The sequence below is a fragment of the Paenibacillus sp. 01T442 genome, from assembly GCF_056398345.1.
In genome coordinates this window covers 1-13686 of sequence record NZ_JBFTPF010000022.1, presented here as the reverse complement: position 1 = coordinate 13686, position 13686 = coordinate 1, and the positions used below count along the sequence as shown (strand labels likewise).

The 13686-nt window shown below is 44.4% G+C and carries 9 protein-coding genes; all 9 read right to left on the bottom strand.

The genetic code is table 11. The features are described from left to right. Positions 1 to 50: 50 nt before the first annotated feature. Positions 51 to 3272, bottom strand: a complete 3222-nt coding sequence (locus AC1DLM_RS18200; protein ID WP_477570752.1) for a golvesin C-terminal-like domain-containing protein — start codon at positions 3270 to 3272, stop codon at positions 51 to 53. Positions 3273 to 3350: 78 nt separating this feature from the next. Next, on the bottom strand, positions 3351 to 5048 hold the full coding sequence (locus tag AC1DLM_RS18195) for an extracellular solute-binding protein (protein WP_441989135.1): 1698 nt from the start codon (positions 5046 to 5048) through the stop codon (positions 3351 to 3353). A 47-nt stretch (positions 5049 to 5095) separates the two neighbouring features. Continuing rightward, on the bottom strand, positions 5096 to 5986 hold the full coding sequence (locus tag AC1DLM_RS18190; protein WP_441989134.1) for a carbohydrate ABC transporter permease: 891 nt from the start codon (positions 5984 to 5986) through the stop codon (positions 5096 to 5098). A gap of 17 nt (positions 5987 to 6003) precedes the next feature. Continuing rightward, the gene (locus tag AC1DLM_RS18185) at positions 6004 to 6900 is read right to left on the bottom strand and encodes an ABC transporter permease (RefSeq protein ID WP_441989133.1); all 897 of its coding nucleotides are present in this window, start codon (positions 6898 to 6900) and stop codon (positions 6004 to 6006) included. 202 nt (positions 6901 to 7102) lie between these two features. Then, positions 7103 to 8779, bottom strand: coding sequence for a response regulator (locus AC1DLM_RS18180; protein WP_441989132.1), 1677 nt, complete (start codon positions 8777 to 8779; stop codon positions 7103 to 7105). Then, entirely contained in the window at positions 8773 to 10548 is a 1776-nt protein-coding gene (locus AC1DLM_RS18175; RefSeq protein WP_477570751.1) for a sensor histidine kinase, read from the bottom strand. The genes AC1DLM_RS18180 and AC1DLM_RS18175 overlap by 7 nt, the downstream gene beginning before the upstream one ends. 169 nt (positions 10549 to 10717) lie before the next feature. Further along, a complete protein-coding gene (locus AC1DLM_RS18170) occupies positions 10718 to 12013 on the bottom strand; it encodes a Gfo/Idh/MocA family protein (protein WP_477570750.1) in 1296 nt (431 codons plus the stop codon). Positions 12014 to 12104: 91 nt separating this feature from the next. Further along, a complete protein-coding gene (locus tag AC1DLM_RS18165; protein WP_441989129.1) occupies positions 12105 to 13049 on the bottom strand; it encodes an SGNH/GDSL hydrolase family protein in 945 nt (314 codons plus the stop codon). Between the two features lie 19 nt (positions 13050 to 13068). After that, on the bottom strand, positions 13069 to 13401 hold the full coding sequence (locus AC1DLM_RS18160) for a hypothetical protein (protein ID WP_477570749.1): 333 nt from the start codon (positions 13399 to 13401) through the stop codon (positions 13069 to 13071). Positions 13402 to 13686: the final 285 nt, after the last annotated feature.

Here is a 13686-nt window from a genome sequence, read left to right as displayed (position 1 = left end):
TTTATGGTCGCATTCGAAAGGGGGACTTTTCAGTCCCCCCTTTTAAGAACTTAATTTTTGGTGAACTTCACTGCATCGGCAATCACATAGTTACTGTTCGCATTGTCAGTAAGCTCAACATACCMTGTAGTCCCTAACGCAAAGTCATAAATGCCAAGTAAAATCCAATTACCTCCAGGTGATGTCTGCTCGTTGACTAAAATCGTTTGGGAGCCGCCATTGTAGTACACGGTGAATGGTGCATTGGAAGCCCGATCACCATTCCCATTCGGCAACCGATAATACACTTTGTAATTGCCCGCCTCCGTAATGGTTGGTCTCCAGCGAATGGAATCCGCTCCAGTTCCTGTTGCATTGACCGCATATTCCGAACCATAATAATTAGGGAGCGAGGCCGACGAGTTCCAGCTACCTGTCTTCTCAGCTTGGGGGTTATCAATGATAATACTGCCGTCCGTAGGCGTTGCCAGCGCTCTGGTGGAGTGCACACTCGTCAACGTGCTGCTTGTAGCCGTGACAACGTAATCATAAGCAGTTCCATTAGATAAACCTGTGTCCGTATAAGCGGGAGACACCAGATTGGCTGCGATCTGGGCATATGGCCCGCCAGCGACAGTACGCCTCTTAACCGCATAGCTGGTGGCCCCAGGTACACTTCCCCAACTTAAACTCACTTGTGAATCTCCTGCAACCTCCAATAAACCTGATGGCGCAGGCACAACCTGCGTTGAAGAGTACGCAAAGAAATTATCGAATACAGCGGTGACAGAATCCCCATTTTGTCTTGCTTCACCTGTCAGCATGATGCTGAAATCATTATTCCAGGTAACCGGAACACTTGCATACTCCACATCGTCAACTAAGAAATGAACGTTGCTGCCGTCATGAACAAGCTTAATTTCATGGTCACCATGATCCGAATTCGTATACACGGTAACATCACTGCCGTCATTTAAATTATAGGCCCATACCCCTGTATCGCTATTTTGACTAAAATGAATATTCTCTGTATAGGTACGCCACAGCTTAATTCCGCTGCGATACCCCGACCCCGTGCCATTCGCAGAGACCCGATCTACTTTCACGGTTAATGGAGAACTTGCCGTCGCCTGAAAAAATGGAATGGATTGCACCCCTTTGCCACCCCAGTAATTTACACTGGTCGTACCGGAAAATGTCAAAAATCCACTGGATTGGCTGGCACCAATGCCAGTCACAGCTGTCGACCGAAATCCCTTGTCGATGACTCTCCATTTTGTTAAATCAATTGCCGTGCCGTTAAAATTATCAATAAAATAATTGCTCGGTGTGACTTCACTCGAATTTCCGTTTTCTCCGTAGGCACCTTCGGCAGAGACGACATAGTAATAGAGCGTATCATTCGATATATCAGAGTCTACATAAGTAGTTGCCGTCACACTTGAAGCAATCACCGTGTAAGGTCCGCCTGGAGTCGTACTTCGTTTAACGTTATAACTAGATGCCCCTTGGGAAGGCCGCCAACTTAAATTCACATTCGGATAATCGCCAACTGCTTTGAGTCCAAGCACTTTGAACTGAATCACAGCTAATCCATATACACTTGGATCGCCGACTCTCGTTGCCTTAATAATGGTCTGGGGCATAGGAGGCATGGCGTTCGGCGCAGTAAATGTCCCGCTGGTCGAGATCGCTCCTTGCGATACATTGCCAAGCACAGACCATGTCGTTCCGTACGTGCTGCCAATGACTGTATCATTGAAAGTAGCTGTACTTCCAAACACAGCAGAAATTTCTCCAGGCGTAATCTCAATCTGCTCCGGTTCCCCAACCGTCGTGTATACGGCTACACTATTAGCAGGCAGATTCGTATCACTAAAAAGGCTTCCAACACTCGTCCAAGAGGCATCGCTAGGTATCGTTATAGCTCCTGGTGTAGGCACCAACGTACTGGTATACAAATGCCGACTAACAGTTTTGTTTATACTCGAATTAAACTGAATGTCTACACTTTTGCTCGCTGAAGAACTGCTGTTAACAACATATACCGTGTACTCACCATCGGCTCTTCTCACTGACGTTACATGCAAGTCAGGATCATCCGACGTTGTCGATAGCACCTGCGCATGCGAACCTGTAAAAGTAGAGAACAAGCCAAGCGAATAATACGAATACCGAGGCATCGTTGATTCCGGTAGCCATGGCCAAGCTCCAAAAGTAGTATCGATAAAATTCAGCGGATCGACCAGCTGTTGATCGGCAAGGCGCCAATATAGCATACTGGATACGCCATTTCGCATTCCGGATACCATTAAATCTGCAAGATTAAAACCATACTGAAAGGTACTACGGTCTTCATTGGTCCCACGAGCTGCAAATTCGGTCAAAATGTGTGGTTTCCCCGTAGGCGCGATATAACTATTGCGAGTTGAAAGCCAAATCGGCAATGTGCTGTAATCCATGTTATAAGCATGACCATCATAAATATCGAGAACATCATTCATATACGTCGCTGCATACGCTGTCCATTCTGAACTCGAACCGGATTCATCAGGCCCGACTAACTTTATCGCGGAGCGCATGCCGTCTGCAATTAACCGATCGTGAATAGCTTGGTACATGTCCTTGTAATAGTCCTTTGGATCAATGCCTGCTGGTGTCTCGAAATCACCACCACTTGGTTCATTGTAGGACATCACATACTTAATGTTATCATATCCCTTTACCGTAATCAGTTGGTGCAGCGATGCCGAAACCCATTCGGCCCACTCATCCAGATCGTTCGGGGCGCTATTGACTGGACTCGGTAATCCGCTGAATGCGAGCCAACTCTGTACGGCAGCATCCATCTTCCAACCGGCGACGAGCATGACATCGATTTGTTCTGACTTTAGGAAATCAAGTACTTTGTAGACAGACTGCATTTTAGCACTGTTCGTCTGCATATTCGACCAGTTCGTGACGTCAGGGTCATTGTTATCGTTCGCAGGCTCCATCCAATCGGTCTGATACCACACGCGAACAAGGCTCGGATGCAACTTGGCTACCCGCTGTTTCTCCACTTCCCACCAGTCATCATTGAAACCATTGGCTACAGCTTCGCTCATGAACTGCGTAGGATCAAACTCGCCACCGAATCCGAGGAAATCATTGTTAACAATAGAAGATGTATCTATGGTTACTGTTGAGCCAGATGCATATGCAGAAGATGCCCCAAACATAGCCGTAATCGCGAAAGCCACCAACATAAAGGTCATTCTCACCCTTTTTACAAGCCATCCATTACATCTCATTATTTCATTTCCTCCTTTTTAATAAGGGAATGTTGTTTGATTGGAGGACAGAACGATTCTGCCCTCCAGCAAATTTTGTTAGTTACCTTGATTTTTTTTGTACGCCTCGTTAGCCTCCTGTTCGATCTTGCTTCCACCTGACAGTTTCCATTGCTCAACAAACTTATCAAAATCAGAGATCGGTGCTGCGTTCATAATAATTTTGGTAAAAACTTCCATTTGCATTTTCGTTAGCGTTGCAAGTTTATCGACCATCGTTGGTGTCGGCGAATAGATAAATTCGTCAAAAACAAATGTTTTCTGCTTATCATACTGATCAATGACTTTAAAGGCACCCTCTGGCCCAAACGTCCGATCTGAATACCACATCTTGTAATCACCATTTCTAAACTTGGTAATGCGGTCAAAGTGAACAGAGGCAGGGAAATCAAGTTTGCTGCCATCCCCTGTCTTGAGCGCGTCGACAACTTTATACCAAGCTTCTAGATTAAGATTAGGTGACTCTAGTTGAACCGGCGCAAATTTGGCAGGGAAAATCCCGTCTTTCGCAATAAAAGGATTAACTGACCCGGAATAATCGGTTTCAATATATTTTTTCAAATACGTGTTCAGCAGCTTGATAACAGCTTCCGGGTTCTTCACACCTTTTCTTACAACGATAAATGTTTCTGCCGTTGGATTCGCTTGTACCTTCGCCGGGGCTGAGTCTACGGAGACGATTGGATACGTCTGCCAAAGCGGATAAGCGGCATCCTTGTTTTTCTCATAATTAATGTCATACGTTTTGCCTGGTGGATCCCACAGATGCCCGTATATTAAGCCGATTTTCTCCGCATTCACATCTTCCAGAATCTTGTTCGTGTCCTTGACGGAAAATTCTTTGTCTAGGACGCCGTTTTTATACAAATCCTGAAGCTTCTGCAACGCGACTTTCATTTCTGGCTGCACCGAACCGAATACAATTTTACCCGATGCGTCTTTTACCCAATAGTCTGGATAAGCATGGTACCCGTTAAAAAAGCCCCTGACCGAACCAAAATTCTGCAGCATCTCTTTGTTAATGGCCAGACCGTATGTGTCGTTTTTTCCGTCCCCATCCGGATCCATCTTGCTAAACGCTTCTGCAATTTTCATCACATCATCCATCGTCTTAGGCGGTGAAAGGTTCACTTTTTTCAGCCAATCGGTTCTAAGCCAGATCATTTCAGTCGAAGCAACGCCCCCGTTTGAGGCTGTATGCGGAATTGCCATCAATTTACCGTTCACGGTCGAGGCTTTGATCGCAGCCCCACCATCGACTGTGAGCGTTTTCTTCGCAAAGGGACTCCCATACTTTTCGTAGACAGCAGTCAAGTCTTCAAGCGCTCCTTCGTCTACGAGTCGCTGCATGGTCACCTTGTCGACTTCAAAGAAGTCAGGCAAACTGCCCGAAGCAATCGTTACATTTAATTTCTGGTTGTATTGCGACTTGTCCACAACCCACATATTTTTCACTTTTATGCCAAGTTCATCTTCAAAAATACCGTTCCAAATATTCTTATCCAGCGACTCTCCGTCTTTAAATTTAAACCCGGCATCAGTAAATCGTACCGTCGATACTTCAATAGGCGGATTGTACTTACCATTGGTTGGCGTTGCGGACTGCGAATTGGCTTCTTTCGATGGTTCTGATGGACTTGGACTCCCCTTTTCATTCGTATCACTGCTGCATGCGGAAAGCGTCATAAGAGCAGAAATCAGAACCATATTCAGCACGTTGACATGTTTAACTTTCATTTTCAATCCCCCTGGGAATAATATGTTACCTACCGATTTCATTGAACTTAACCTTTTACACTGCCTACAACAATTCCTTTGATAAAGAAACGCTGAAGAAATGGATATAAGAGCAAAATGGGAAGCGCACCTAAAAAGATTTGTGCTGACTTTGCCGTCCGACTTGAAACATCCTCAAATAACTTCATATTAACCAAATCCATGCTCCCCATTATGGTATCAACTTTATTGACGATGGTGTACAGATAGCTCTGAAGCGGATAATTTGATGGTGAGTTCATGAAAATAAGTCCATCGAACCAGGCGTTCCAATGACCTACGGTAGCAAATAGCGTTAAAGTCGCGATGGATGGCATGGATAACGGAACGTATACTTTCCATAAGATCCTCATATATCCTGCCCCGTCGATGAAAGCGGCTTCCTCTAACTCTTTAGGAATTCCTCTAAAAAAGTTCAGGAGCAGCACGACATTAAAGACCGGAAGGGCATGTGGAAGAATTAGCGACCAAATGGAATCAAGCATGCCTAGCATCTTAACTGTCATATACAAAGGAATAAGACCACCCGAGAAAAGCATCGTAAATACCAATATCCAGACATACACAGTCCGACCTTTAAACTCAGACGATTCCTTAGACAAAGGATACGCTGCCAAAACAGTTAGTACCATATTCACTGTCACCCCGAGCAGAACCCGCTTCAGGGTTACAAGCAACGACAAGAGAAATTCTGACTTTCGAAGAATGAATTCGTACGATATGAATGTAAAATCTTTTGGCCAGAGCTTAACAAATCCTGCAGAAACCGCAAGATTGGAGCTAAGTGAAATCGCGAGTATATGAATCAGCGGAAGGATACATAAAACCGCCAGCAGGATCAGAAACGTATAATTGAGCACAACGAACAGCCATCTCGACCAAGAATAACGATCTACCAAGTTCAACTTCCTTCTCTCTAAAAGATTCTATAGTTCGCAATCCGGTAGGCAAGATAGTAGGACACGGAAATGAGTACTAGCGAGACTACCGACTTCATCATGCCAACTGCTGTTGCCACACTGTATTGTGCGTCGATCAAGCCAATCCGGTAAACAAAAGTATCAATAATGTCACCACTTTGATAGACTACTGGACTGTAGAGATTAAACACTTGCTCAAAGCCGGCATTCAATATGCTGCCGATGCTTAACGTAGCCATCAGGACAATGATCGGCGCAATACCCGGCAGTGTGATATGAAGCGCACATTTCCAGCGATTCGCGCCATCGATAACAGCCGACTCGTAGAGCGACGGATTAATACCCGAAATAGCGGCCAGATAGACAATCGTACTGAAACCAAATTCCTTCCATTCATTGGACAACACCAGTGTAAAAGGAAACCACTTATTATCGCCAAGAAAAAATATCGGATCGATGCCAATCGCTTGAAGCAACTGGTTCACAATCCCTGCCGATGGGGACAAGACATCCACTAAGATGCCTCCCAAGAGTACCCAGGACAAAAAATGCGGTAAATAAACTAGTGTCTGGATACTTCTCTTGACGAACGTAATGCGCATTTCATTTAAGAGCAGCGAAATGACTATGGGCACCAGGAGCCCCGCTATAATTTTCATAACGGCGATGATGATGGTATTTAGAGTTACTTGGAAAAAGTCGGGTAAATGTATGACATAGCGAAAATTATCAAGTCCTACCCAATTCGAACCCAATATTCCCTTAGAGGGCACATACTTTTCAAAAGCCATCACCAAACCGAACAACGGAATATAGCTGAAAATCAGGACTGTGATAATGCCTGGCAATACCATAAGATGTAAGGAAGCCTTGGAAGCCCATCGATTATTCATTACTTTTCTCTCACCCCCTTCGTTATGCCCTGCTTATCTTTTATAATAAAAGGTATAGGGATGTAAAAATACGAGACATTTCCTACTTCCTTATCTTCTCTCTTGAACTTAATGAAATCTCTATGCCTCCACGCAAAAATACCGCCGAATCAACATCAACGAGAGGGCTCGCATGTCCGGCGGCAGTTCATTCACGCTGCATTTAATTCATTTCGCGATATTCAATTGGCGTTGAACTAATCAGTTTCTTAAATACTCGGGTAAAATAAGGCGCCGATTCAAAACCAACCTCGCAGGCAATTTCGTGGATTTTCATTGTTGTGTTTTTGAGCAGCTGCTTTGCACGCACCATTCGTTGTTCGGTAACATAATCCGTCAGGTTATTGCCGGTAAGCTGCTTATACAACCGAGACAAATACGGCGGACTGAGATAGACGACCTCGGCCAATCGCGTAAGTGTCAAATCCTCCCTCATAAAATCATGCACATATTGATGTAAAATACGGATCATTTCATGGGTTCTTTCTTGCTGCAGTCTACCGTTGTAGTCAGCCGCCATGACCCCTAGCTGTCGAAAATAGGCTAATGCAGCCTCCCAAGAACTGTGGTTATCGAATTGCACAAATTTATCCAACTTCATTGGAGCGCCAAGCTCGTCAATGAGATTTCGACGACTCATATAGGAGAGAAAGAAGGAGGATAGATTTGCGAACATTTCCATGGTTAAATAGTTCAGCTTTGTCTCGGACAATTCCATGTTGCTCAGCAGAGTAAACTCATGGAATTGTTGAACGAACTGAGCTTTATCTCCGCTATCCAAATGAGCCTCCAACAAGTCTAGTTTCCGCATATGGTTCCGTACCGCCATCTCTGCGAAAAAAGTTTTACTGGAACGTTCTAGCCCCGCTGCGTCTGAACTAGGCTCCACTACCAGCTTTTCCTCGCTTCGAATCAGTCCGCTGCTAAGATTAAGCTTGAGCGAATCGAATTGACCTGCCGCCTTCTCCCACGAACTTGGAGTTGAACTTAGCATGAGAGAGATCGGCAATTTTAGCAGCTGGCTGCAGGTCGCTTGAATGGATTCAGATGTTCCTTTTACGAATTGCCGTACACGCTCCCAGGCCATCTCAGCTTCTTCCCCTTGAGGGAGTGGGAATAGCTTGGGTTGAATGAACCAGACGAATCGAAACCGATCGTACAACAGAAATACAAACCGAAACTTGTCTGCCAGATACTCCTCTGCAATGTTTTGAATGGAGTATGATAACAACGTTCTATCTGACGTTGACAGATTCTTTCCCCAGTCGTCGACCCTCCCTACTACGAGGTAAACGTCATGCATGGGATCCAAATGAATGCCTAATTCCGTGAACCGTTTCACTCTTGCAGCCTCAGAACCCATTTCCCCGCCTAGCATTTCCATGAAGTAATCGCGCCGCATGGCTGGAATTGCTTGCTGCATTAGCTCTTTGGCCTTCTTCAAAATACTCCCCTCATGCAGTTCGGTTTTGATCTCCTCCGCCGCTTTTTCAATCGCTTGAAAGATGAGTTCATCGTCTTCTGCCTTCAGGATATAGTCCATTCCCCCCTTGCGGATCGCTTTCTGAATGTACTCGAAATCATTGTATCCGGACAGAAAGATGATCTTGCACCGAGGCCATAAATCCAGCACATGGTCTGCCAACTCAAGACCGTTCATGCCAGGCATGCGGATATCCGTTAGCAAGATATCTAGTCGGCGTTCTCGTATCCGCTCCAAAGCTTCATTGCCTGAATAGGCTTTATTAATCGTTAATTCGTACTTGCCCCACTCTTCAAGCGCATTTGATAATAAATTGACTGCCACAGATTCGTCGTCCACAATCATTAAATTTAGCATGGTTTCCCCTCCTCCTTGTCAATTCGGATCGTCAAGATTACGCATAAACCTCCACCTGACTTCGGTCTTACTTGAATACCCGATTCATCACCGAATTTTAATTGCAACCGCCGGTTCACATTCATCATCCCGCTGACATCGATATTTCCAGTTGGATTGGTGAACCGATGATTCCATATCGCCATGTCTTCCACCGTCATGCCAATACCGTTGTCTTCGATTAGGATTTTTAAAACTTTTTCGCCCGCCTCTACCGTAATGGTTAGCTCCCCATTTGCCAAAGTATGCTCGAGTCCATAGTTGTAAGCGTTCTCGACCAGCGGCTGCATAATTAATCGTGGCACGAGTAGATGATGCTTATCCTCGGGCAGCTCAGCAATGGATACTTTTAAGCGATTGGAAAATCTAACATTCTGGATCTCCATATACATGCTCACGTGATGCCATTCTTCGGAGAGCGGTACATCTTCCCCAGCTTTCTTCGTAATATAGCGAAAATAATCACCTAAATATTTGGTAAGCCTCAAACTGTTCTCATAGTCTTCATCTTTCGTGATGCGATACAACAAGTACAAGCTGTTATAGAGAAAATGGGGCTTAATCTGCGACTGCAGCTGATTTAATTCTGCCTGCTGCTTTTGCAGCTGTTTTTCATATACCTCGTAAATCAGGGTTCTTAGTCTGTCTGCCATCTGATTGAATTGCCTATAGAGATAGTTGAATTCATCCCTACTCTTGTGATGCAGGACAAGGTTCAGATTGCCTGACTCCATATGGCGGAAGGCACGTACCATTTTAGAAAGCGGCTTATGAATGACCTGATAGATCCAATAAGAAACGAGCACAATCAGTACAATGGTTGCGATGGACATAAGAAGAATGAACTTCTTATATTTCTGCAGCGGCCCAAGTATATCTGACTCCGGCACGAACACAAGCAGTGTTGTGTTCGAATCTGAAGCGTACTCAAAGGCCGTAATATAGTTTTGATTGTTCACCCGGATGTTTTCGATCCATCTCCCGTTTACTGATTGCTTAKCCACCTGACTTTGAACACGCTCAATAATTGGCGTCATAGCTTCATTGTTCTCATCGCTCGAAATCCTCCATGCATCACTGACGAGAGCCGATCCGCTCTTTTTGAAGCTAGAAATTTGCAGGAGGAAATTTCGTAGTTCATTCACGGAAATCTCAGTCTCCAGAACAAATACGGGATCACGTTCAGGCGTTACTGCTTTGGTGGGGTAAAATTCCCGTATAAACAGCTTGCCATCTCTAGCATATATAGGCGTACCGTTCGTAAACAGCTCTCTTTCTTTTTTTAATTGTTCAATTTGACCTAAGGGGAGCGTTGTTGTGAGATCATCAGTGCTTATGATTCGTTGAAGTGACGGGATATAAGCTTTAGCAACAGTTGCGTAGATGCCGGAGCTCTTAATAAGATTCAACTTAAGTTGAAGTTGTCGCATCATCAGTGAACGGTCGTAGTCAGGTAGACCTTCTCCAATTACACTGAGGTTTAACAAGTCATCATCAACCACATATTGACGTTGAAGTTGAATCATCCGATCGATTTCTTTGTTAAGGGAATTATGGTAGAAGCTGATTTGTGCTTGGAGCGAGGAAGAAATTTCATTGCTGACAAGGTGTGACCCGGACTCATTGCTATGAATGGCCATCGCATACACAGGTAATATCATAATGAAGAATAAGGCCAACAGCTTTGTAAAAATGGAAAACCACCAATTCTGCCAGTTTAATTGCATCATGTTGGAATAACCCCCAATCGTGCTCAATATTCCCTACTAATTATTTCCAGTATAGTTGACAGAACTATTCGACAGAAACTCACAATTTCCTCTTGCGTCAAAATGTCAAAAAAATCCGCTCGAGCATTTCGAATTGCTCGAGCAGACGTTTTAGTTCTATCTATTTCGTTTATGCATTGCCGACTAAAGAGCTAATTTCCACAATCGTATTCTCAGATCTTGAGCGTTCTGCCGCAAAGCCGATTTGGTGGCCATAAATCGATTTCTCCAGAGATGTCGAAGACAGAGAAGGTTTATCTCCCCGTAAAGTACGAACAAAATCAGCAACCAGCCGCAAATCGCCGCCACCATGCATGTCGGATGTGACATTCGTCTCGATCCGTTCTTCCTTGTATAAATGACCAGGCCTTGTATCTGGTTGCCTAACCAAGAAGTAACCATCCTCCATCGTACCGGAAATTTCACCTTTCGTCCCCGTGATATGAATCGTCCTACATGACTTGGAGGTGGCGCCTGTTAGATTATGCGATGCAGTACTTCCGTCTTCGAATTCGATGATGACTGTCTGATGATCGACAACATCATTATCACAGCGCCATACGCACCGCCCGTATGGGTTGGACATTCGTAGCGATTTAATTTTTTCTTCGTGGGTTGGATTACTGCTGACATATCGATTGTCCCAAGCATAAATGCCCCATAAATCTTGTTCGATATACATTTTATTCGCGGAATATGTACATGTGGCTTCAATTGGACAATCAACAAGACACCTTGTGCCAGCGCCTTCCGGGGCTTTGTCCGTTCGAAACTGGAATAATCCTCCGAAGCTACTCACCTTCTTCGGTCGTATGCTGCCTTTCATCCAAGTAATGATATCTAAGTCATGGCAGCATTTGGCTAATAACATGGAGGAATCGCAACTCGCTTTACTATTCCATTTCCCTCGTACGAAAGAAGTCGCCATGTGGTGGTAGCTGACATTTTCTTCTGTCTGAATGGCGATGATATCCCCGATGATTCCGCTTTCGATTTGCTTGCGAATTTCCAAATAAAAAGGAGCATAACGCAATACATGACAAATCATCACGGACCGATTAGAGGAGTTCGCTGCTTCGTACAATTCAAGTACTTCCTTTTCACTTACGCCGATCGGCTTCTCTAACAGAACATCGTACCCCGCCTTTAAAAGTGGCAGCGTTGTTTGAAGATGGAGTTGATCCATCGTCCCATTAATAGCGGCATCCGCTATTTGGGGATGAACAACAAGTTCCTCAATGGATGCAAAGCAATTGTCCGGAGAAATACCGAAACATTCTGCCGTTAATTGCCGGCGTTCCAGGTTAGGCTCAACAACACCAACGATTTGCAATTCATCTGGATGCTCTAAGGCATAAGAAGCATAAATCAAACTTCGGTTGCCTGCGCCGATAATAACAGCCTTTATAGGCTGATCTTCCGACATACKGGATGGACCCCATTTCATATCCATATTCTTGTCATCTTACCTTTCTGATTTTAGACATCGCTTCTGAGCTGCTTATATCAACCAATCATCAGATACTTGGGACGATGAACTTCTTAATAATTTCCTGATAAAACAAGGCAGCGAGTACACCTTGTCCTGCATCGCTTGGGTGTACGGTATTCTCTTCCTTATTAAATGAAGTGATTCCTAGCGTTGGGCTATACATGTCCACACACGGAACCCTTTTCACCGCGCATGCCGCTTTCACTTCATTTACTTTGACGATGTTTTGTGCCGCTGTGTAGTAGGTATTATATTGAATCGTGGCCATGATGATATCGGCATTAGGGAGGTAAGCTTTCATTTTATCTAAACCAATTTCTAAGGAAGCCTGCGGATTCAGATTATTCATGCCTGTTAGCCATAAGACCAAGTCCGGGTTTCTAGATGCTACAACAGACTCTATCACATTGGTAATAGTGCTGACATCCGCTCCGGATAAACCATGGATACTAACAGGACGACACAGCATCTGCTGCAGCTTTCTACCGTATAAGTTGTCTGGTCTTGTAATGACATTAGCTCCGAAAGTAATGGAATCACCGATGCAAACGATACTTTTATACTGAGATTGCTGCGGTTGCACCATTTCGGAATACAAATAATCAATTGAAATGCAGTTGCCTGTCGAGCTGGGATTTCTCGTATCTTTCTTACGAATTTCTAGGGTATGGAAACCCGCTGGCAGTTCAATTACCGGATAGATTAAAGTTCCGTACTGCGCTGTGGGAGCATAATAATCCGCTTCACCATGAAGAAACCCATCAATATAAATGTCCGCTTTACCGAAGGTTGGCGCCTTCATGGCATAAATTTCTATGCTTGTACAATAGGCATTCCATGTTGCCGACGCATTAGCTGTAGCAGTCCCATCTGATTCATGCCTGCTATCCATGCTTGCATTCGTTGTAAAGACATGTGTCCATGTGCCCGAGTAGCTCAAAGCCATATCCTGAATCTTCATCCTCGCCATCACAGCAGCCTCCCTCTCATCACCAAATTGGTACTACCCAGATTGTCCATTTGCCAGTTAGATTCGCACAAGTTACCTTTACAAATCGTGAAACGTCATCCATGACATAAGAAGTTGTCCCGTTAATTCCGATCTTCACCGCATTGACGCTTAATTCATTCGTATACATTCCGTTTTCATTCGGCGCGCCGCTTATCGTAACATCAATACTGCCTGCAACGTTTGCCTGCACATAGATTCTGCATCTAGAGTACCCTTTTAAATCCATGGGATTGCTGATTAGCGTCGAACCCGTCGKTAAATAAACAAACGACTCCGGCGGTGCTGGGTGTATGCTAGCGTGATCGTCCATTATCTATCACTCTCCTTAAAATTACTTTTTGCTCTGCTTCTCTTAAGAGTAAAATATGCGGTCATGCAAATCTACGAGATTCTATAAACATTCTTATCTTCTCTTGTCCTTTTTGCGAGCAGATCGATCATTTTCTAAAAAAAAACTACGACTGACCAATTGACTAACAGGTAATTCCAAATCCTCTGTCGAATTAGTTAATAGCTAATTTGACGGAGGTCTTGCTCTATGCCATTACCAAAAAACCGAATCATTCCTGAAAAGAAAGTTTACTTTCACCCTGAA

Coding starts and splice junctions, on each gene's coding strand:
- AC1DLM_RS18195 (WP_441989135.1), bottom strand. CDS start 5,048: ATGAAAGTTAAACATGTCAACGTGCTGAATATGGTTCTGATTTCTGCT.
- AC1DLM_RS18185 (WP_441989133.1), bottom strand. CDS start 6,900: ATGAATAATCGATGGGCTTCCAAGGCTTCCTTACATCTTATGGTATTG.
- AC1DLM_RS18180 (WP_441989132.1), bottom strand. CDS start 8,779: ATGCTAAATTTAATGATTGTGGACGACGAATCTGTGGCAGTCAATTTA.
- AC1DLM_RS18170 (WP_477570750.1), bottom strand. CDS start 12,013: ATGTCGGAAGATCAGCCTATAAAGGCTGTTATTATCGGCGCAGGCAAC.
- AC1DLM_RS18165 (WP_441989129.1), bottom strand. CDS start 13,049: ATGGCGAGGATGAAGATTCAGGATATGGCTTTGAGCTACTCGGGCACA.